Raw genomic sequence first — 20191 nt, forward strand, 5'->3', positions numbered from 1 at the left:
GCGCATCGCCCGCCACCACCGGGTGGCGGGCGAGCACATCAGTCGATACGATACTCGATGGGTTTGAAGGTGCCACCGTTCGAGTCCGGCGCCGAACATGCCGTCAGGCCGATAATCAGGTCCATGTCAGCACGAAACACGACGTGATCGCCCGCCTTGCTGACCGGTGGCAGAACCTTCAGCTTGCCGGTTTCACTGTCGATCGGCACGTTCATGAAACAGTTGAACGCGATCGGAATGCGATCCGGCGTTACGCCATACGGCGCCAGTGCCTCCGCGAGGTTGCCGAAACAGCCACGATGCACCGGTAGCGTTGGATAGAAGTGCAGAAACGTATCGGTCGAACACGGGGTCAGCAGGAAATCGTGGATCCCGACAGTATCGGCGATGATCTCGAGCATCACCCGACTACGGTTCGAATAGAGTTTGTGGCCGGTGGTGAGCCGAATCGTTTCCGCATAATCCAGCGTTCGCCCCGAGGAGATCACCTCGTCGAGATCATCGGCGTTAAACGCGAGCAGATCGGCAACCTGCTCACCGCGCGGGTCGATCACGGTCAACGTTGCCCCGCGCGGTAGCGCGAAGGCGGTGCCGCTGCGTTCGGGGATGACGACGGCGGGGGCGCTCATTGCTCGCCCTTGTACTGGAACGGGCAGCGCCATTCGGTATCGACCGCGCGGCCCGAATATTGCCGCGCCTCGCTCATGTCACCATGCCGGGCCAGCATCGGGTTGCGCGATCCGGCCAGCGCCTCGTCACGAACCATGATCTTTTCGCGCATCCCTTCATATTTGCCCATCGCGCGCAGCGCCTCGAACTGGTCATGCAGGTTGAAGATCATCGTCGGCCGCGAGAAGCGACGGGCGGGACGACTGGCCTGCGGGTGCAACCCGACGACGAAGAACGCTTCGCCGCCGAAGCTCAGCGAAAAATGCGGATCGCCGGGATCGGCGCTGACCCGGGTATCGTAGCGCTGGCCACGCCAGATATCCTTGTCGGACAGCGACTGGATGCGCGTCCAAAGCGCTCCCTCGAATTCCGTCTCGGTGAAGTCCGTCGGGCCTTCGAAGATCACCGCAAAGCTGCGGAACAGGCCGGGGTCGTCCCGATACCGTTCCGCCCAGGTCATCAGCCCGTCGTGGATGCGCAGATCGTCCCACGCGCTGTCGATCGCATTGCACGCCAGGACTTCCAGCGTACCGTGCGCCAGCGCGGACTTCGCGCCGACGCACGGGAAGTCGGCCGCACCGACATGATCTTTCATCAGGAGTTCGAGTTCCCCCTGGGCAGGATGCTGCCAGGGAAAGAGCGGCGAGGTCGCGGATTTCATCCCACGACTACGCCCGGTCCGGAGCGATGTTCCGCAGATTCGCCCTGATCGAAAGCAAGTCAGGTTAATACGGTCACTCGTTATTCGAGGTCGTTTTCGCTTATGACGATCAGATCGGCCGAGTCGTCGCGGCGCAGCGCTACCAGCCCCGCTTCGCCGATCGTGTCGCTGAAACGGGTGAACATCTCGATCGCGTCGTCTTCGGGAACGTCGCCGCTCAATGCCTCCAGCACGGCATATTGCACGCCGAACTGATATTCATCGCCGTCTACCTCGGCGGTGAACTCGACCATCCGCTCGTCGATATTGTCAAGAGCGGTTGCCAGGTCGATGTCCATCTTGTCTGCAGCCATGATCGTTCCTTCAGGTATAAAGCGGTTGGTGGATCGCCTTCGATCAGGCAACCGCGAGGGTCAAGACGCGGTGACGCGGTGCCGGTTCAATTCGACACTGTCCGCCATGTCTCACCGGAACCTGTCGACGGGCACGACATTAACACGGAGACGTGTACGTATCGGATTAGCAGGGGGTGAATTCACGTGACGCGATCAAGCACCGAGACGGCGCTCGCGCTCTACCTTCGGCGGCTGTCGGGCCGTTCACCGCTCGGCGATGAGGAACGCGCCGCGCTGCTCGCGACGCCGGGGATCGCGACCTTGGTCGACGTGGAGCGGGATTTTGTGCGGGTCGGCGAACCGGTGCATCACGCTTGCCTCATCATTCATGGACTGGTGGCGCGGTTCGCCCAGACCCGCAATGGCGATCGCGGGATCGTGGCGATCCATATTCCCGGCGACATGGCTGATCTGCATTCGGTGGTGGCGCCGCAGGTCACCTGGGCGCTGCACGCGCTGACCCCGACCCGCATCCTGCGCATCCCGCACGAGGCATTGCGGGGGCTCGCCACACGCTATCCGAGCATCGCCACCGCTTTTTGGCGTGACTGCGCCGTCGATGCCAGCATTCTCGCGCACTGGAACGCCAACCTCGGCCGCAAGAACGCGTTGGCGCGTATCGCGCATCTGTTTGCCGAACTGCACGTGCGCTATCAATTGATCGGGGAACGGAGCGGTGGATTCCCTTTTCCTATCACGCAGGTCGATCTAGCCGACGCCGTGGGCCTGACGCCGGTTCACCTCAATCGCATGCTGAAGCGGCTGGCGGACGACGGCGTCGCTGTGAAGAACCCGGATTCCGTGCGCATCCTAGACGAGCAGCGCCTGATCCGATTGGGCCAGTTCGACCCGGCCTATATCCAGCCTGGTCGGCGCTGACGGCGTCCACGCGCCTTACTTATGCGAGCGCGGTTCCGTACCAAGATCGTGCGGGCCTTGCGGCTTCGCGTCCTGCGCGTTGGTGTCGGGTGGGACCTGGCCCTGCTCTTCACTCTGCGCGGAATTGTGGTGCGCTATGTTAAATCCGAAGAACACGACAGCCCAGACCGCCGCCACGATCGCGATGATGACAATGGCTGCCTTGCCGGCATTCCTTGGCGGCTTGGTGTTTGGCAAAAACGTAGCTCCAGTCAGTTATGCAGGGGAAATGCTCCGCGTTGCGCGAGGTTCCACAGCCAGGGTCACAGGCTTTGCGCGATCAGCCATACATTGGCGGTGACAATGCCGGCGAACACGCACCAGGAGGCGATCCGCACCACCAAGCCATTTGCGTGAACGCCCATGATGCGCCGGCTACTGGTGAAGCGGATCAGTGGATAGATGGCGAACGGCAGTTGCAGCGACAGCACCACCTGCGTCAACACCAGCAACTTGCCGACGGCGTGATCGCCCAGCCACAGTACGCCGACCAACGCCGGCAGCAAAGCGAGGCCGCGCGTGATGACACGACGCAACCAGCACGGGATCTTGAGGTCGAGGAACCCCTCCAGGATCACCTGACCCGCGATCGTGCCGGTGAAGGTCGCGCTCTGGCCGGAGGCGAACAGCGCGATGCCGAACAGGATCGCCGCCGCCGTCGCGCCGGTGATCGGTGCGAGCAGACGGTACGCATCCTCGATCTCCGCGACATCGCCGTGCCCGCTGGCGTGGAACGTCGCGGCGGCCAGCGTCAGGATCGCACCGTTGACAAGCGTGGCGAGCAGCAGCGCTACGACGATATCGACCGTGGCGAACCGCAGCGATTCACGCACACCGGCCGGGTCGCTGTTGGTCACGCGCGTCTGCACGATCGAGGAGTGAAGGTAGAGGTTGTGCGGCATCACCGTCGCGCCGAGGATGCCGACCGCGAGGTAGATCGCCTGATGGTCCGCGAAGATCGACAGCTTCGGCACCATGCCATGCAGAATGCCGCCCACGCTCGGCCCGGCGATGACGAGCTGCGCGATGAAGCAGGTGGCGATCGTGAGCACCAGCCCCAGCACGATCGCCTCGATCTGTCGGAAACCATTGCCCTTCAATCCGAGCACGACGATCGTGTCGAGCCCGGTCAGCAGTACGCCCGCCCACAGCGGCACGCCGAGCAGCAGGTTAAAGGCGAGGGCGCTGCCCAGAACTTCGGCGATATCGGTAGCGATGATCGCGATCTCGGCGAGCAGCCACAGGCCATACGTCGCCGCCGGACGATACTCGGTGCGCGCCATCCGTGCGAGATCCTCGCCCGCCACGACGCCTAGCCGCATCGCCAGCGATTGCAGCAGGATCGCGGCGATGCTCGACATCAGGACGACGAACAGCAGGTCGTAGCCGAAACGCGACCCCGCGGCGATATCGGTCGCCCAATTGCCCGGGTCCATATAGCCGACCGCCACGAGCAGCCCAGGTCCCGTCGCGCGCAGCAGCTTGCGCCACAACGGTGCGGCGTCGGCGATCGCGACCGAACCGCGCACCTCGGACGGGCAGAAGGGCGCGGTCGCAACGCGCGGCAGTTGGACAGACATGCCCAGGCTGTATCAACAGGGACGCGGCGGTGCCACCATCATCGATCGATGTCGTTGATCGCAATCGGCGATCAGTCCGCCTCGAACACCGACCAGCCGGTACGCTGCACCAGCCGCTCCAGCGCAAGCGTGCCGAGTTGCGAGTTGCCGCGCGCATTCAGCCCGGGCGACCATACCGCGATGCTCGCCTTGCCCGGCGCGATCGCCAGGATCCCGCCGCCGACCCCGGATTTCGCGGGCAGGCCGACACGGAAGGCGAACTCCCCCGAACCATCGTAATGGCCACAGGTCAGCATCAGCGCATTGATGCGCAGCGCGCGGCGCGGCGACACCACGGAATGGCCGGTCGACGGATTACGCCCGCCGTTCATCAGATAGCGCCCGGCCAGCGCCAGTTGCCGGCAACTCATCGCCAGCGCGCATTGGTGAAAGTACACGCCGAGCACGCGGTCGACCTCGTGGTGCAGATTGCCGAACGCGCGCATATAATTGGCGAGCGCTTTGTTGCGGTAGCCTGTCGTTGCCTCCGCATCGGCGACCGTAGCATCGATGAAAATGTCGTCTTCACCCGCCAGTGCGCGCACGAACCGCAGGATCTCCGCGATCGCTTCGGCCGGCTCGCGGCGGCCGAGCAGGATGTCCGACACGACGATTGCGCCCGCGTTGATAAAGGGATTGCGCGGGATGCCGAGCTCCGCCTCCAGTTGCACGATCGAGTTGAACGCTGTCCCGGAGGGTTCGCGACCGACCCGCTGCCATACCGCATCACCCGCCGCGCCAAGCGCCAGCGTCAGCCCGAATACCTTGGCGACGCTCTGCACCGAGAATGGCTGCTCGGCATCCCCGGCGAGGTGGCAGGTGCCGTCGGCGGCGATCACGGCCATGCCGAACCGGCGCGGATCGACCGCGCCGAGCGGGGCGATATAATCGGCCACGGTGCCGCGATCAGGCGCGTCGGCCATCTCGGCGGCGATGTCTGCAACGATTGCGGAAAGGTCGGTCATGCGCCGGCTTAACGGGTAGCGCGCCGCGCCGCCATCTGTCACACGGCCGGAATGAAGCGATCGTCGGTAGCGGGGCTGGGCCAGCACATCACCAACTGGATGCGTTTGCGCAAGGACGGGCTGGTGCTGCCGCTCGGCGTGTTCCGGCGACGCATCGCCACCGGGATCGGCGCGGTTCTGCTCGGAATTGTCGCCTTGCTGTTCGCGAAGGCGGGCGATTGGGCGCAGCATGTGTTCGCGGCCGACGTGGCGCGCTGGCCTTACGCGCCGCTGCTGGCGAGCCCGGCAATCTTCGCGGTGATAACCTGGGCGACACTGCGCTGGGTCCCGCAGGCGCGCGGCTCGGGCATCCCGCAGGTCATCGCCGCGAGCCGCACGCCCGAACGCTCATCGCAGGGGCCGCTCGTGTCGCTGCGCACCGCCTTCGCCAAGATCGCGATGACGGTGGTCATGCTGTTCGCCGGCGCGAGCGTTGGGCGAGAGGGCCCGACCGTCCAGGTCAGCGCCGCGATCATGATCGCGGTGCACAAGGTGCTGCGCGTGCCGATCACCGCCGGCGTGCTGATCGCGGGCGGCGCGGCGGGCGTGGCGGCGGCGTTCAACACGCCGCTTGCCGGTGTTGCCTTTGCGATCGAGGAGCTGGCCTCCGCCTACGAACAGCGCGTGGCCGTGCTCGTGATGGCGGCGGTGATGATCTCCGGCCTCGTCAGCCTCGGTATCGCGGGTGATTACGTCTATTTCGGGTCGATGCGGCAGACGCTGTCGCTGGCATCGGTTGTGCTGATCTGCCCCGTGGCGGGGGTGGTGGGCGGTGCCAGCGGTGGGCTGTTCAGTCGCGCCGTGCTGGCCTTCACGTCGCCGTCTCACCCGCTGCTGAAGCGTATGCGCTCACGCCCGGTTCTGTTTTCCGCCGGCTGCGGTCTGGTGGTGGCGGTCCTCGGCATCGCCACGCGCGGCGAGGTGTGGGGTACCGGCTACGACGCGACCAAGCAGTTGGTAGAGGGCGGCACAGGAACCCTGTGGTTTGGGCCGGCCAAGCTCATCACCACGCTGGCGACGACACTGAGCGGTACGCCCGGCGGCATCTTCGCGCCGTCGCTGGCGGTGGGGGCCGGCATCGGTCATTTGATCGCGGCGGCGTTTCCGAGTGATCCTGGCGGCGCGGTGGTGACGCTCGGCATGGTGGCATATTTCGTCGGCGTGGTGCGCGCGCCGCTCACCGCCGTCATCATCATCAGCGAGGCGACCGCGAGCCGTGGCATGATCCTGCCGCTGTTCGCGACCGCGCTGATCGCGGATGGCGTGAGTTCGGTCATCTCGCGCGAGCGCCTGTATCATGGCCTGTCGCGCGGATTTCTCGAACCCGCAGCGCCAAAAGACCCTGAACGTGACGAAGCTCCAAGCGGCAGCGCAGGTCCGGCCAGGTAATGCTCTCCAACTTGCGGCGGGAGCGGCCGGCATGTCGATTGCAGCTGTCAGCGCGACCATGAGAGCGGCTGACGAAGCAAAGCGTAGCCCGTACCCCCGCACGACACACCACATCGGTTAGAATGTAGCGGTTGCCATCTCCCCCGCACATGCCCGATGATCGCGCCATGAGCACGCTCGACACGCGCACCGATCAGATGTTCCCGACGCTCGACTCGATGCAGATCGAGGTCGCGCGACGCTTCGCCAGTGCGCCTGCGCGCGACTTCGCGGCCGGTGAACTGGTCTACGGTATCGGCGATCTCGCCGCGCCGGCATGGCTGGTTCTGGCCGGCAGCATCGACGTCACTCGCCGCGCCGGGCTTCGCGATGAGGCGGTCATCACCGTCCATATGCCCGGCCAGTTCAGCGGTGAGGTGGCGCAGTTGTCCGGCCGTCCCACCATCGCTGCGGGCCATGCCGGTAAGGATGGCTGTATAGCGTTGCCGTTCGATGCCGCGCATCTGCGCGCGCTGATGGTCGGATCGGCCGATCTTGGCGAAATCGTGATGCGGGCGCTGATCCTGCGCCGCGTCGGCCTGATCGAGGAAGGGGGCGCAGGCTCGATCCTGATCGGCACGCCCGGCAGCGCCGATGTCGTGCGGCTGCAAGGCTTCATGACGCGCAACGGTTACCCGAATCTGGTACTCGACGCCGCTGCGGACGACGAGGGGCGCGCGCTGATCGAGCGTAGTGGTATCCTGCCCGAGGAACTGCCGTTGATGGTCTGTCCGAACGGGGCGATCCTCAAGCGACCGAGCGATGCCGAGGCCGCCGCCTGCCTCGGCATGACGCCCGATCTCGATCCTGCGGAACTCTACGATGTCGCGATCGTCGGCGCCGGGCCGGCGGGGCTGGCGGCATCGGTCTATGCAGCATCCGAAGGGCTGTCGGTCGTTGTGCTGGACGAACGCGCGACGGGCGGACAGGCGGGCGCATCCGCGCGGATCGAGAACTATCTTGGCTTTCCGACCGGCATCTCCGGCCGCGCGCTCGCCGGCCGCGCGCTGACGCAGGCGCTGAAGTTCGGGGTAGAGGTGGCGGTGCCGCTCGCTGTCGAGCGGCTCGATTGTGGCGAGACGCACCGGGCCGGCGATCCGCATACGCTGGTGCTGACCAACGGCGGTACGGTGAGGGCGCGCGCCGTCATCGTGGCGAGCGGTGCCCGCTATCGGCGGCCCGCGATCGACAATCTCGCCACATTCGACGGCGATGGTGTGTCATATTGGGCGTCGCCGATCGAGGCGAAGCTGTGCGAAGGCGAGTGTATCGCGCTGGTCGGCGGCGGCAACTCGGCCGGGCAGGCGGTGGTATTCCTCGCCGCCAAGGTCAAGCACCTCGATCTGGTGGTACGCCGCGATCTCCGCGAGACGATGTCGCGGTATCTGATCGACCGCATTGCCGCGTTGCCCAATGTGACGATTCACGTCGGCTCCGAAGTTGTCGGGCTGGAGGGCGATCGCGCGACCGGGCTGACTGCGGCGATCTTCAAGGATAGGGCGACCGGCGCGACTAGACGCTGTGCCTTGCGGCACCTCTTCCTGTTCATCGGTGCGGACCCCAATGCGGGTTGGCTGGACGGTTGCGTCGACACCGATGCGAAGGGCTTCATCGTGACCGGCGGATCGGCGCTTCCGCTTCAGACCAGCCTGCCTGGCGTGTTCGCGATCGGCGACGTGCGCGCCGGATCGACCAAGCGCGTCGCGGCGGCGGTCGGTGAGGGCGCGGCGGTGGTGGCGCAGATCCACATGATGTTAGCCGAATGAGTGATCCCTACGATCTCGGTCGCTTCGTCGCGGCGCAGGCCGACAGCTATGCCACAGCGCTTGCCGAGGTGCGGCGGGGCGCCAAGCGCAGCCACTGGATGTGGTTTATCTTCCCGCAGATCGCCGGCCTTGGATCAAGCGCAATGGCGCGCCACTATGCAATTCGGTCGCTCGACGAGGCGCGGGCATATCTCGCGCACCCGCTGCTGGGCGCGCGGCTGCGCGAGATCGTCGGCGCGCTGGCGGATCTGCCGAGCGCGTCGCCGGAGGCGGTGTTCGGCGGGATCGATGCGGTGAAGCTACGCTCGTCGCTGACCTTGTTTGAGGCGGCAGGCGGTGGCGCGATGTTCGGCGCGGCGCTCGACCGCTGGTTCGGGGGTCAGCGCGACCCAGCGACCGTCGCGCGATTGGCCGATGGCAGGGCATCGCAAACGCCGCATTAACCGCATCTTTGTTCGTCGCACTTTACATGGCCACGATGCGGGCACTTCATCGATCACCGTTGGAACTGGGTCTGATCCTAGTGTTCGCCGGCATCCTGTTCGTGTGTTTCCACAATATCGCGATGCTCGATCCGGGCAATAACGGCTGGCTCCTGCGCGGCACGGACAACGGCGAAAACGCGCTCGGGCTTCACGCCTGGCTCAACGATCCCGACGCGCGCGGCTTCTGGACGTACCTGCTGAATGCGCCGGAGGGCGTCAGCCTGCTGTTCACCGACAGCAATCCCCTGACCGCACTGCTGGTAAAGCCGTTCGCGCCACGGGGTGACTTTCAGATCATCGGGCTTTGGTTCCTGCTGTGCCTTGTCCTGCACCTCGGTTTCGCGCGGGCGCTGCTGGCGCCGTATGCGGCCACATCGCTGGGGCTGTGGTGCGGCGTGCTGTTGCTCACGCTGCTGCCGACGCTGTTCGTGCGGCAGTTGCATGCCAATCTGTGTGCGCATTGGCTGATCCTGTGGGCGCTGTGGATCCATGTGTCGCCGCACCGCGCCGGAAACTGGCGCTGGTGGCTGCCGGTGATGGCGGTGGCGGCGATGATCCACGCCTATCTGTTGGTGATGGTCGCGTGCATCTGGGGATCGGCAATGCTCGAGCGCTTCGTGCAGGATGCGCCCGCCCGGCTCCGACTGGTGACGGGCGCGGTCGCGACGTTCGGCGTTACGGTCGGCATCGTGTTGCTGCTGGTCGGCGGCGGCGCGTTGGTGTCGACGGGATCGTTCGGACGATACGGCATGCCGCTCGACGCGCCGTGGAATCCCGCCTTGGCCGGCATGTCGCCGTTCCTGCCTGCGCATCCGCAGGCGGTGGACCGCCAGGTCGAGGCGTTTCAGTACCTTGGCGCGGGCATCCTGCTGCTGGTGGTGATGGCGCCGTTCCTGTCACGCCGCACTGTGCCAGCGATTTCCATGCTGCACCGGCGACTGCTGTGGCTGCTCCCCGCACTGGTGGTGCTGACGCTGCTCGCGATATCGCGACGGGTGGACTGGGCGGGCGAGACGTTGCTGACCGTGCCGATGTCGGCGCACGCCGTCGCGCTGCTCGATCCGGTGCGCGCATCGGCACGGCTGTTCTGGCCGGTCGCCTATGTGCTGGTGCTATGGGCGGTGACGAGCGCCTATCGGTTGCCGCCGCAAGCGGCGCAACTGCTGCTCGCGCTGGTGCTGGCGGTTCAGATGGTCGATCTGGTCCCGCTCGCCACCTTGATGCGGCACGACGCCAGCATTGCCGAGGATCGCACCAGATGGCTGCGCACGCGCGACCCGCGCTGGGCAGCGGTGATCGCGCGCGCACGCGACATCACGTTCGTGCCGGCGGATGCGGTCACTCATCTCGACCTGTTCCAGGAGGTTGCGTGGCGCGCGATCGATGCCGGCAAACCGATGCGGCTGGTGTACGCAGCGCGCGACAATGCCATCACGATCGCGCGGCAGGAAAGGGAAACGCGCGATTTCACCAGCGGAAGGCTGGTACCCGGCCGGCTATACGTGGTGCTTCCCGGCATGGGTGCGCCGCCGGGGCGACCCGTCTTGGTGCTCGATGGCGTGCGGCTGGTTCAGGCCGGCCCGACGTCTCGCCGCCCCTGACCCCTTGCCATGCCGCGTGGGGTTCCGCTGCGCGCCGGCTATGCTATCTGCCGCCGATCAAAAGAATACGGAGCAGGATGATGAGCCTTCAACTCGATTTCGCGCTGGGCGAAACGGCGGATATGATCCGCGACACGACCGAACGCTTTGCCGCCGAACGGATCGCGCCGCTCGCCGCGCGCATCGACGCGGAGGACTGGTTCCCGCAAGCGCTGTGGCCGGAGATGGGCGCGCTCGGTCTGCACGGCATCACCGTGGCGGAGGCGGACGGCGGGCTAGGTCTCGGCTATCTTGAGCATGTCGTCGCGATCGAGGAGATCGCGCGGGCTTCCGCGTCGGTCGGCCTCAGCTACGGCGCGCATTCCAACCTGTGCATCAACCAGATCGCGCGCTGGGCCAATCCGGAGCAGAAGGCGAAGTATCTCCCCAAGCTGATTTCGGGCGAGCATGTCGGCAGCCTCGCCATGTCGGAGGTCGGCGCCGGATCGGATGTGGTGGGCATGAAGCTGCGCGCGGTGAAGACCGATGCTGGCTATGTGCTCAACGGCACCAAATTCTGGATCACCAACGCACCCTATGCCGATGTGCTGGTGGTCTATGCCAAAACGGGCGAGGGGTCGCGCGGCATCACCACCTTCCTGATCGAGAAGGACATGCCGGGCTTCGCGATTGGCCAGAAGATCGACAAGATGGGGATGCGCGGCTCGCCCACCGCCGAACTGGTGTTCACCGATTGCGAGGTGCCGGAGGCGAACGTCATGGCGACGGTGGGCGGCGGCGTCGGCGTGCTGATGTCCGGCCTCGACTACGAGCGCACCGTGCTGGCCGGTATCCAGACCGGCATCATGCAGGCATGCCTCGACGTGGTGCTGCCCTATGTGCGGGAGCGTAAGCAGTTCGGCCAGTCGGTCGGCGGATTTCAGCTGATGCAGGCCAAGATCGCCGACATGTACGTCGCGCTCAATTCGGCGCGGGCGTATATCTACACCGTTGCGCGCAACTGCGATGCAGGCCGCACGACGCGGTTCGATGCGGCAGGTGCGATCCTGCTCGCGTCCGAAAACGCGGTGCGGGTCAGTCTTGAGGCGATCCAGGCGCTTGGCGGGGCGGGCTATACCAAGGACTGGCCGGTCGAACGCTTCGCGCGTGACGCCAAGCTGCTCGATATTGGGGCGGGTACCAACGAGATTCGCCGCATGCTGATCGGTCGCGAGTTGATTGGCGCGGCATGAACCGGCTGCGGGTGCGCGCCGCGACACGGGACGACCTGCCCGAAATCGTCGCGATGCTGGCCGACGATATCAAGGGCGCGGCGCGCGAGGATGTCAGCCTGCCGCTCGATCCGGGCTACGTTGCCGCGTTCGAGGCGCTCGCGGCTGATCCCAAGCTGCTGCTCGCGGTGGCGGAGCTGGACGGGCGCGTGGTCGGCACGGTGCAGCTTGCGGCGCTGCCCGGTCTGTCGCGCAAGGGAATGGCGCGCGGTTATATCGAGGCGGTGCGCATCGCGAGCGACCTGCGCGGGCAGGGGCTGGGCGCCGAGCTGATCGGCTGGGCGGTCGACTGGTGCCGCGCCGCCGGTTGCGGGATGGTGCAACTCACCACCCAGCGCGACCGGGTCGACGCGCACCGCTTCTACGACCGGCTCGGCTGGGAGCGCAGCCACCTCGGCTACAAACTTACCCTGGACGGCCGCGCATGATCGCCGCGACGAAAGCCGATGCTGCCGAGACGGTGGAGCTGTGGCACGCTTGCGGCCTGACGCGGCCGTGGAACGATCCGCATGCCGATTTCGCGCTGGCGCTTGCCACTTCGACCTCGACAATACTCTTGGCGCGGGACGGAGATACGCTGATCGGCAGCGTGATGGTCGGTTTCGACGGACATCGCGGCTGGATCTACTACCTCGCGGTTGCCCCGAACCGTCGGCGTGGCGGTATCGGCCGTGCGCTGATGGCGGCGGCGGAAGCGTGGCTGGCGGAGCTTGACGCGCCCAAGGTGCAGTTGATGGTGCGCGACACCAACGATGCGGCGCTCGGCTTCTACGCGCGGCTCGGTTATGCGCCGCAGGCGGTGGTGACGCTCGGCCGCTTTCTCAACGGAATGGTGAAGCCATGACCATACTCTATGGCATCCGCAACTGCGACACGATGAAGAAGGCATGGACGTGGCTGGACGCGCATGACGTCGCCTACACGGTGCACGACTACAAAAAGATGGGGATAGATCGCGCCACGCTGGAGCGCTGGAGCGATGCGCTTGGCTGGGAGGTGCTGCTCAACCGCGCCGGCACGACCTTCCGCAAGCTGCCGGACAGCGCCAAGGCCGACCTCACCCGCGACACCGCCATCGACCTGATGATTGCGCAGCCGCCGATGATCAAACGCCCGGTGCTGGAAAGCGGCGCGACGCTGCTGGTGGGCTTCAGGCCTGAAGCCTATGCTGCGGCCGGCTTGAACGTTTAGGAGGACATAACCATGCCGACCGCCAGTTGGAACGGCGCCGTCATCGCGCAATCGGATGACACTGTAGTGGTCGAGGGCAACCACTATTTCCCGGCCGAATCGGTCGATCCCGCGGTACTGGAAGACAGCGCCACGCAGACGATCTGCCCGTGGAAGGGTACGGCCAGCTACAAGACGCTGGTGGTGGATGGCGCACGCAACCCGGATGCGGCGTGGTTCTACCCCGATCCGAAATCGGCTGCCGCCGAGATCAAGGGCCGCTTCGCGTTCTGGAAGGGCGTGACCGTCGCCTGACCACATCGAAGCGCCGCCGCGCGATCCTATCGCGGCGGCGGCGCTTCCTTATCGGTTCCTAGAGCCGATCAGTTGGCGCTCGACGCGAGCGCCTTCGCCGAGGATGCCGGCACGTCGAACGACACTTCGCGGCGGCCCGAGAAGCCGGTCACGCGGTTGCCGCGAACGCTGAGACGGAACGTGTCGCCGGTGTTGAGCACGCGACCGGAAATGACGGTGTGGTTAGCGACCTGTTGCGTCGTGTAGACATAGGTATCGCCATCGCGGGTGAAGGTGTGCTGCGGCGCCGTGTCAGCGAGCGCCGGGGTCGAAACGGCCGCGAAAAGCGAGGCGGCGAGGAGGAGGGTCTTGTTCATGATCTTTCCTTTCGGTTGGGTCGAAAGCCAGATCAGCATCCTGTATGTTCTCGTTGGCGAAGCCCGGATTATTGCAGTGCAGCAATTCCGCCAAACGCAAAGAACGCGCGCCCGGATGCACGAAACGAACGCCAATCCGCGCAGCTGACACACTTTCGCGACGTTGCGGGGCTATGACGAGGATCCGGGGGCAGGAGACAGATGTCGATGAGCGCTGCCAGTATCGCCCTCAACCGATTCGGCCTCGGCGGCCGCCCGGACCAGCCGATCCCCGCTGATCCCAAGGCGTGGCTGATCGCGCAATTCACGCGTTACGATGCGAAGCCGGACGCGATCCTCGCCGCACCGACCAGCGCGGGTGTTTCCGCCGAACTCGCCAGCTATTATCGCGAACGCCGGGCGCTGCGCCAGCAAGCGCAGATGACCGCTGCCGCACGCGGGCCCTCGCCGGCGATGGGCGTCAGCCCTGCGGCTGCGACCATGGTGCCCGCTCTGGGCAAGTCGAAACCTGGTCAGGTGGAGCGGACCCCCGAGATGCGTCAGGCCGCGCAGTTCGCCCGTCGCGCCGGGCGACAGGATTATGCCGGTGCGGTCGGCGCCCGCGCGCAGTCGGCGCTGATGACCGATACGCCTTTCGTCGAGCGGCTGGTGCAGTTCTGGTCGAATCACTTCGCTGTCTCCGCCGACAAGCTGGAACTCACCGGTCTGGCCGGAACGCTGGAGTTCGAGGCAGTCCGCCCGCATGTGCTCGGCCGGTTCGGCGATATGCTCGGCGCGGTCGAGCGGCATCCGGCGATGCTGCTTTATCTCGACCAGGCCGTGTCGATCGGCCCGGACAGCGCGATCGGCCTGCGCAACGCCGCGCGCGGCAAGGGCAAGGTTGGCCTGAACGAGAACCTCGCGCGGGAGATTTTAGAACTCCACACCTTGGGTGTGCGCAGCGGTTACGGGCAGGCCGACGTGACCGAGTTCGCACGGGCGCTGACGGGGTGGACCGTCGCCGGCATCGGCCAGGCGCCCGGCGCGCGCATGGCGGGGACGGACGGCCTGCCTGGCGATTTCCTGTTCGTCGGTGCGATGCACCAACCGGGCGACCGCACCATCATCGGCAAGACGTACCCGGCCGGCGGTGTCGAGCAGGCGCAGGCGGTGCTCGACGATGTGGCGCTGAACCCGGCGACCGCGACCCACCTCGCCACCAAGCTCGCCCGGCATTTCGCGGGCGACACGCCGCCGCCGGCGATGGTGAAGCGGTTGCAGGGTGCATACCTGCAATCGCGCGGCGACCTGCCGACGGTATACCGCGCGATCATCGATTCGCCCGAGGCTTGGGTGGAGGCGCCGCGCAAATTCCGCGATCCGTGGGAATGGGGAATCGCGACGATGCGCGCGCTCGGCCAGAAGACGGTCGACCCGCAGGGGGTGACCGGATTGATGAATCAACTCGGCCAGCCGGTGTGGAAGCCGGGTCAGCCGGTCGGCTACGACGATCTCGCCGCGACCTGGGCGGGGCCGGACGCGGTGATGCGCCGCGTCGAGGCCGCGGAACGCTTCGCGCAGCGCGCACCCACCACGATCGACGCGCGCGCGCTCGCGCCGAAGCTGTTCCCGGCGGCGGTCAGCGATGCCACCACGCAGGCGCTCGCCCGCGCGGAAAGCCCGGGACAGGCGCTCGCGCTGCTGCTTGTCGCACCCGAATTCCTGCGGAGATAGAACATGCTCGATCGTCGCTCCTTCATCGGTACTGGTGCGCTGGGTCTCGCCGGCGTGCTTGCGCCGCGCATGGCGTTCGCCAAGGCGGCGACCGACCGCCGCTTTGTCTTTATCATCCAACGTGGCGCGGCGGACGGGCTGCATATCGTCGCGCCTGTGGGTGATCCGGCGTATGCGGCTGCGCGGGGCGCGTTTGCCGAGGATTTCGCGACCGCGCCGAAGCTCGACGCGACCTTCGCGCTGCATCCGGCGCTCGGCGCAGTGAACCGGCTGTACGGCCAGAAACAAGCGTTGTTCGCGCATGCGATCGCCTCGCCGTACCGGGATCGCTCGCACTTCGACGGACAGAACGTGCTCGAGACTGGCGGTGCGAGCGCCTATCAGGTGCGCGACGGCTGGCTCAACCGCATGCTCGGCCTAGTATCGCCTGATGAGGCCAAGGCGATCGCGATCTCCGCGACGATGCCGATGGCCTTGCGTGGCCCGCATGAGGTGTCGTCCTACGCTAGCGCGGCGCTGCCGCAAGCGTCGGACGATCTGATGCAACGGGTGTCGATGCTCTATGCGGGGGACAGCCAGTTGCATGCGCTGTGGAGCGATGCGCTCGCTACGCGCAGCCTGACCGGCGACATGGCGGCCGACAACGGCAAGAACGCTGCGGCGACCGGCGCGCTGGCAGCCAAGTTGCTCGCTCCCGCCAACGGCGCACGCATCGCCATGATCGAGACCGGCGGCTGGGATACGCACACCGGCCAGCGCGGGCGACTGGCGGCACAGCTGAAGGGGCTCGATGGCATGATCGGCGCGCTCCAGAGCGGTCTCGGGCCGGTATGGGCGGACACGATGGTGCTGGTCGCCACCGAGTTCGGTCGGACGGTTGCGGTGAACGGTACCGGTGGCACCGATCATGGCACCGGCACGGCGGTGATGCTGCTCGGTGGTGCGGTGAAGGGTGGTCGCGTGCTGGCCGACTGGCCCGGTTTGGCGACGAGCGCCTTGTACGAGAACCGCGACCTGAAGCCGACCATGCAGCTCGACGCGCTGATCGCCGGTGCGACCGCGTCGCACTTCGGGATCGAGGGTGACCGCGCGATGGCGGCGTTGTTCCCGGGCGGGCGTGGCGGCAAGGCGGTGACCGGGCTGGCGTAGACCGCGCCGTTTGAACCCGGACGCGCATTCCGCTAAGGCCCGCGCTCGCCAGACACGACCGGACCAGACATGACCCTTTACGCCCGTTTCGCCGCGCATCTCGATGCGGCGCTCGATACGCTTGTTGCTGCCGGAGACCTGCCCGCCGGGCTGAACCGCGCGGCCGTCACGGTCGAGCCGCCGCGCGACGCGAGCCACGGCGACCTCGCCACCAATGCGGCAATGGTGCTCGCAAAGCCCGCCGCCACCAACCCGCGCGCGCTGGCCGAGAAGATCGCGGGAGAGTTGCGTAAGCTCGATGAGGTCGAGGACGTGGCGATCGCCGGGCCGGGCTTTATCAACATGAAGCTTAACGATGATAGCTGGCGCGCCGAGCTGTCCGCTATCCGTGATGCGGCGGGTGATTATGGCCGCTCCACCACGGGCCGTGGCACGACCGTCAACATCGAATATGTCTCGGCCAACCCGACCGGGCCGATGCACATGGGCCATTGCCGTGGCGCGGTGGTGGGCGATGCGCTCGCCGCCCTGCTGGAGTTCGCCGGGCACACCGTAATCCGCGAATATTACGTCAACGATGCCGGCGGACAGGTCGATACGCTCGCCCGCTCCGTGCACCTGCGCTACCGCGAGGCGCTGGGCGAAGATGTTGGCGCGATCCCGGAGGGTCTGTATCCGGGCGACTATCTTGTCCCGGTCGGTCAACAGCTTGCAGCCGAATATGGCGACCGCTTCGTAACGGCCGATGAGAGCGAGTGGCTGGTGCTGTTCCGCAAAACCGCGGTGGCGGCGATGCTGGTGATGATCCGCGCCGATCTCGCGCTGCTCGGCATCCACCATGATCTGTTCTCGTCCGAGGCCGAGTTGCAGGCCGAGGGCAAGCCGGAGGCGGCCGAGGCGGAGCTACGGGCGCGTGGTCTGATCTATGACGGCGTGCTGGAAGCGCCCAAGGGGCAGGAGCTCGAGGATTGGGAGCCGGTGGTGTTGCCGCTGTTCCGCTCGACACAGTTCGGCGACGATCAGGATCGACCGATTCGCAAGTCGAACGGGCAGTGGACGTATTTCGGCGCCGACCTCGCCTACCATTTCCAGAAGGCGCAAGCCGCCGACGCGCTCATCGACATCTGGGGCGCCGACCATGCCGGCACCGTCAAGCGCATAACCGCCGCGGTGCAGGCGCTGACCGGCGGCACGACTCGCTTCGACGTCAAGCTGGTGCAGATGGTGCGACTGCTGCGTGCTGGCGAGCCGGTGAAAATGTCTAAGCGTTCCGGGAACTTCGTGACGCTTGCTGATGTCGTGCGCGAGGTGGGCAAGGACGTGGTGCGCTTCACCATGCTGACCCGCAAGGCCGATGCGCAGATGGACTTTGACTTCGCGAAAGTGGTCGAGGCATCGAAGGACAACCCCGTCTTCTACGTCCAATATGCACATGCGCGGATCGCTTCGCTGCATCGCCGGGCGGCCGACGCGAATATCGTGTGTGACGGCGTCGACCTGTCTCAACTTGATACGGAAGATCTCGCGCTCGTGAAGCTGGCGGCGCAGTTCCCCCGCATCGTCGAGACGGCTGCGGCGGCACGTGAGCCACACCGAATTGCGTTTTATCTCTATGACTTGGCTGCTTCGCTTCACGCGTTGTGGAATGTCGGCAACGATCGGCCGGAACGGCGCTTCCTTTTGATCGACAATCCCGCCGTCACATGCGCGCGGCTTTTCCTCGCCGACGCGATCGGGCAGATCATTCGCAACGGTCTCTCCATCATGGGGGTTGAGGCTGTCGAGGAGATGAAGTGATGACGTCGCCCAAGCTGGATTCCCACGACGACGATCGCCTGCCGTGGCTGGAAACCGCAGAGGATGATTATCACGAAGGACCGTCAGCACTGCATATCGCGCTGGTCGTGGCGGCGTTGCTCGCGGTGATCGCCGCGGCGATCCTCGGCTATCAGCTCATCCGCAATGCGCGCGATGCCGGCGGCAACGGCGCGATGATCGCCGCGCAGGAGGGCGATTACAAGGTTAAGCCGGATGAGCCGGGCGGCCTCAAGGTCGAAGGCGAGGGCGATAGCGCCATTGCGACCAGCAACGGCGCAGGCAGCGGCAATGCGTCTATCAACGTGAAGGCGGTGCCGGAGGCGCCGATCATCGGCAAGAAGGTCGCTCCGGCGGTCAAGGAAGGCGCCGGCACCAGCAAGGCGGTGGTGGCGTTACCGCCTTCGCACGGCAAGCTGGAGGCGAAAACGACGACGCCTGCCATCGCGCACGGCCCGTCCGGCGGTGCACTCGTGCAGCTCGGCGCGTTCCCGTCCGAAGCGGCGGCCAATGCGGCATGGAGCAAGCTGTCCGCGCGGATTACTTATCTCGCGCCCCTCGGCAAGTCGGTGCAGGTTGCCGACGTAAACGGTCGCACCACCTACCGGCTGCGCGTCAACGCCGGAAGTGCCAGCCAAGCCGGCGAGCTTTGCGGTAAGCTGAAGGTTGCCGGCGAGGCGTGTTTCGTCGCCAAGGATTGAGAGGTAAGCGAACGTGCGTCGCGTTGGCGGTGACTGCCGCGCCGATGGTGCTCCAAATCCCAGGCGCTGGTTGAACCCGGTTGGACGGTCCGCCCAAGGCTGATATGTTGCCGGAATGAAGCCTGTCATCTTTGGCCTGTCGGGCCTTACCGTTACCGCCGATGAGCGCCGGTTTTTCGTTGAAGCCGAACCTCTCGGCTTCATCCTGTTCAAACGAAACATCGAGAACCGCGCGCAACTCCTTGCCCTGACGGATCAACTACGCGGCATGACGGGTCGTGATGATCTGCCGATCCTGATCGATCAAGAGGGCGGGCGCGTCGCGAGGATGGGGCCACCGGAATGGCCGGCATTTCCTGCCGGCCCGGCGTTCGAAGCCCTGTATGATGTGGCGCCGATCTCCGCCATCGAGGCGGTGCGCGTGCATGCCGAGGCAACCGGCGTGATGCTGGCCGAAGTCGGCATCAACGTCGATTGCTGGCCGATGCTCGACATCGCGCAACCGAATACCGCCGAGATCATCACCATCCGCGCGCTTGGTCGCGAGCCGATGCGTGTCGCGGCGATGGGCCGCGCGATCCTTGACGGCCTCGCGCGGGCCGGTGTGGTCGGTGTGGTCAAGCACATGCCGGGCCATGGCCGCGCGCTTGTCGACAGCCATCTCGAACTGCCGCGCGTAACTGCCGATGAAGCCGCGCTTGAGGTTGACCTCGAACCGTTCCGCAGGCTTGCAGATGCACCGATGGGGATGACGACCCATATCGTATTCGACGTGTGGGATGCAGCGCGCCCCGCGACGCTATCGCCGATCGTCGTCGAGCAGGTAATCCGCGGCAAGATCGGCTTCGACGGGCTGTTGATGACGGACGACATCGACATGAAGGCGTTGTCCGGCACCGCGGGCGAAAAGGCTGCGGCGGCGATTGCTGCAGGCTGTGATGTGGTGCTCGACTGCTGGGGGCGCATGGACGAGATGGTCGAAATCGTCGAGCGGCTTGACGATATCGCTGCGGTGTCACGCGCGCGGCTCGACCGTGCGATGGCGGGTGTAACGGCACGCAGGAGTGATGTTGCATTCGCGGAACTGGTCGCCAAGCGCGACGCGTTGCTGGCGCTGGTTTGATCCTACGCACCCGGCAGGTCGTGCGAACAAGT

At 66.1% G+C, this 20191-nt stretch carries 23 protein-coding genes; 16 read left to right on the forward strand and 7 right to left on the reverse strand.

Annotated elements, in window-relative coordinates:
* Nucleotides 1-38: 38 nt before the first annotated feature.
* The 3 genes from L8F97_RS00225 to L8F97_RS00235 form a co-directional block, all read right to left on the reverse strand.
* Nucleotides 39-629 (reverse strand): DUF1989 domain-containing protein, encoded by a 591-nt coding sequence (locus tag L8F97_RS00225; RefSeq protein WP_242145996.1) that lies wholly within the window; start codon nt 627-629, stop codon nt 39-41.
* A complete protein-coding gene (gene gntA / locus L8F97_RS00230; protein ID WP_242145997.1) occupies nt 626-1330 on the reverse strand; it encodes a guanitoxin biosynthesis heme-dependent pre-guanitoxin N-hydroxylase GntA in 705 nt (234 codons plus the stop codon). Before gntA ends, L8F97_RS00225 begins: the two co-directional genes overlap by 4 nt.
* A gap of 80 nt (nt 1331-1410) precedes the next feature.
* Nucleotides 1411-1683, reverse strand: coding sequence for a hypothetical protein (locus tag L8F97_RS00235; RefSeq protein WP_242145998.1), 273 nt, complete (start codon nt 1681-1683; stop codon nt 1411-1413).
* A gap of 186 nt (nt 1684-1869) precedes the next feature.
* Here L8F97_RS00235 and L8F97_RS00240 point away from each other — a divergent pair, with 186 nt between their 5' ends.
* A complete protein-coding gene (locus L8F97_RS00240; protein ID WP_242145999.1) occupies nt 1870-2604 on the forward strand; it encodes a Crp/Fnr family transcriptional regulator in 735 nt (244 codons plus the stop codon).
* Nucleotides 2605-2619: 15 nt separating this feature from the next.
* Here the strand turns inward: L8F97_RS00240 and L8F97_RS00245 are convergent, their stop codons facing one another.
* The 3 genes from L8F97_RS00245 to L8F97_RS00255 form a co-directional block, all read right to left on the reverse strand.
* Complete coding sequence (locus L8F97_RS00245; protein WP_242146000.1) at nt 2620-2841, reverse strand: hypothetical protein; 222 nt, start codon at nt 2839-2841, stop codon at nt 2620-2622.
* Between the two features lie 65 nt (nt 2842-2906).
* Nucleotides 2907-4223: an Nramp family divalent metal transporter gene (locus L8F97_RS00250; RefSeq protein ID WP_242146001.1), complete on the reverse strand. Its 1317-nt coding sequence runs from the start codon at nt 4221-4223 to the stop codon at nt 2907-2909.
* A gap of 71 nt (nt 4224-4294) precedes the next feature.
* Nucleotides 4295-5227, reverse strand: a complete 933-nt coding sequence (locus tag L8F97_RS00255) for a glutaminase (protein ID WP_242146002.1) — start codon at nt 5225-5227, stop codon at nt 4295-4297.
* A gap of 99 nt (nt 5228-5326) precedes the next feature.
* Here L8F97_RS00255 and L8F97_RS00260 point away from each other — a divergent pair, with 99 nt between their 5' ends.
* The 9 genes from L8F97_RS00260 to L8F97_RS00300 all read left to right on the forward strand — a co-directional run bounded on the left by L8F97_RS00260 (nt 5327) and on the right by L8F97_RS00300 (nt 13302).
* On the forward strand, nt 5327-6655 hold the full coding sequence (locus L8F97_RS00260) for a chloride channel protein (protein ID WP_242147054.1): 1329 nt from the start codon (nt 5327-5329) through the stop codon (nt 6653-6655).
* 167 nt (nt 6656-6822) lie between these two features.
* Complete coding sequence (locus L8F97_RS00265) at nt 6823-8460, forward strand: FAD-dependent oxidoreductase (protein ID WP_242146003.1); 1638 nt, start codon at nt 6823-6825, stop codon at nt 8458-8460.
* Nucleotides 8457-8903 carry a DUF1810 domain-containing protein gene (locus tag L8F97_RS00270; protein WP_242146004.1) on the forward strand — a complete coding sequence of 149 codons (447 nt, stop codon included), beginning with the start codon at nt 8457-8459 and terminating at the stop codon, nt 8901-8903. Before L8F97_RS00265 ends, L8F97_RS00270 begins: the two co-directional genes overlap by 4 nt.
* A gap of 59 nt (nt 8904-8962) precedes the next feature.
* Entirely contained in the window at nt 8963-10546 is a 1584-nt protein-coding gene (locus L8F97_RS00275; RefSeq protein WP_242146005.1) for a DUF6311 domain-containing protein, read from the forward strand.
* Nucleotides 10547-10626: 80 nt separating this feature from the next.
* The gene (locus L8F97_RS00280; protein ID WP_242146006.1) at nt 10627-11778 is read left to right on the forward strand and encodes an acyl-CoA dehydrogenase family protein; all 1152 of its coding nucleotides are present in this window, start codon (nt 10627-10629) and stop codon (nt 11776-11778) included.
* Nucleotides 11775-12245: a GNAT family N-acetyltransferase gene (locus tag L8F97_RS00285; protein ID WP_242146007.1), complete on the forward strand. Its 471-nt coding sequence runs from the start codon at nt 11775-11777 to the stop codon at nt 12243-12245. Before L8F97_RS00280 ends, L8F97_RS00285 begins: the two co-directional genes overlap by 4 nt.
* The gene (locus tag L8F97_RS00290) at nt 12242-12661 is read left to right on the forward strand and encodes a GNAT family acetyltransferase (protein WP_242146008.1); all 420 of its coding nucleotides are present in this window, start codon (nt 12242-12244) and stop codon (nt 12659-12661) included. Before L8F97_RS00285 ends, L8F97_RS00290 begins: the two co-directional genes overlap by 4 nt.
* Nucleotides 12658-13008, forward strand: a complete 351-nt coding sequence (locus L8F97_RS00295) for an arsenate reductase (RefSeq protein ID WP_242146009.1) — start codon at nt 12658-12660, stop codon at nt 13006-13008. The genes L8F97_RS00290 and L8F97_RS00295 overlap by 4 nt, the downstream gene beginning before the upstream one ends.
* 12 nt (nt 13009-13020) lie before the next feature.
* Complete coding sequence (locus L8F97_RS00300; protein WP_242146010.1) at nt 13021-13302, forward strand: DUF427 domain-containing protein; 282 nt, start codon at nt 13021-13023, stop codon at nt 13300-13302.
* 68 nt (nt 13303-13370) lie between these two features.
* On the opposite strand, the gene L8F97_RS00305 is transcribed toward L8F97_RS00300, so the two are convergent.
* The gene (locus L8F97_RS00305; protein WP_242146011.1) at nt 13371-13658 is read right to left on the reverse strand and encodes a hypothetical protein; all 288 of its coding nucleotides are present in this window, start codon (nt 13656-13658) and stop codon (nt 13371-13373) included.
* Between L8F97_RS00305 and L8F97_RS00310 the strand changes: the two genes are divergently transcribed.
* The 6 genes from L8F97_RS00310 (at nt 13657) to L8F97_RS00335 (ending at nt 20159) form a co-directional block, all read left to right on the forward strand.
* Nucleotides 13657-13806: a hypothetical protein gene (locus L8F97_RS00310; RefSeq protein ID WP_242146012.1), complete on the forward strand. Its 150-nt coding sequence runs from the start codon at nt 13657-13659 to the stop codon at nt 13804-13806. The genes L8F97_RS00305 and L8F97_RS00310 overlap by 2 nt on opposite strands.
* 59 nt (nt 13807-13865) lie before the next feature.
* The gene (locus L8F97_RS00315; RefSeq protein WP_242146013.1) at nt 13866-15371 is read left to right on the forward strand and encodes a DUF1800 family protein; all 1506 of its coding nucleotides are present in this window, start codon (nt 13866-13868) and stop codon (nt 15369-15371) included.
* Nucleotides 15372-15374: 3 nt separating this feature from the next.
* Nucleotides 15375-16520: a DUF1501 domain-containing protein gene (locus L8F97_RS00320; RefSeq protein WP_242146014.1), complete on the forward strand. Its 1146-nt coding sequence runs from the start codon at nt 15375-15377 to the stop codon at nt 16518-16520.
* A 69-nt stretch (nt 16521-16589) separates the two neighbouring features.
* A complete protein-coding gene (gene argS, locus L8F97_RS00325) occupies nt 16590-18317 on the forward strand; it encodes an arginine--tRNA ligase (protein ID WP_242146015.1) in 1728 nt (575 codons plus the stop codon).
* Nucleotides 18317-19036, forward strand: a complete 720-nt coding sequence (locus L8F97_RS00330; protein WP_242146016.1) for an SPOR domain-containing protein — start codon at nt 18317-18319, stop codon at nt 19034-19036. The genes argS and L8F97_RS00330 overlap by 1 nt, the downstream gene beginning before the upstream one ends.
* A gap of 115 nt (nt 19037-19151) precedes the next feature.
* On the forward strand, nt 19152-20159 hold the full coding sequence (locus L8F97_RS00335; protein WP_242146017.1) for a glycoside hydrolase family 3 N-terminal domain-containing protein: 1008 nt from the start codon (nt 19152-19154) through the stop codon (nt 20157-20159).
* Nucleotides 20160-20191: the final 32 nt, after the last annotated feature.

Origin of the sequence: Sphingomonas sp. BAUL-RG-20F-R05-02 (assembly GCF_022662305.1) — a bacterium.
Classification (GTDB): Bacteria; Pseudomonadota; Alphaproteobacteria; order Sphingomonadales; family Sphingomonadaceae; genus Sphingomonas.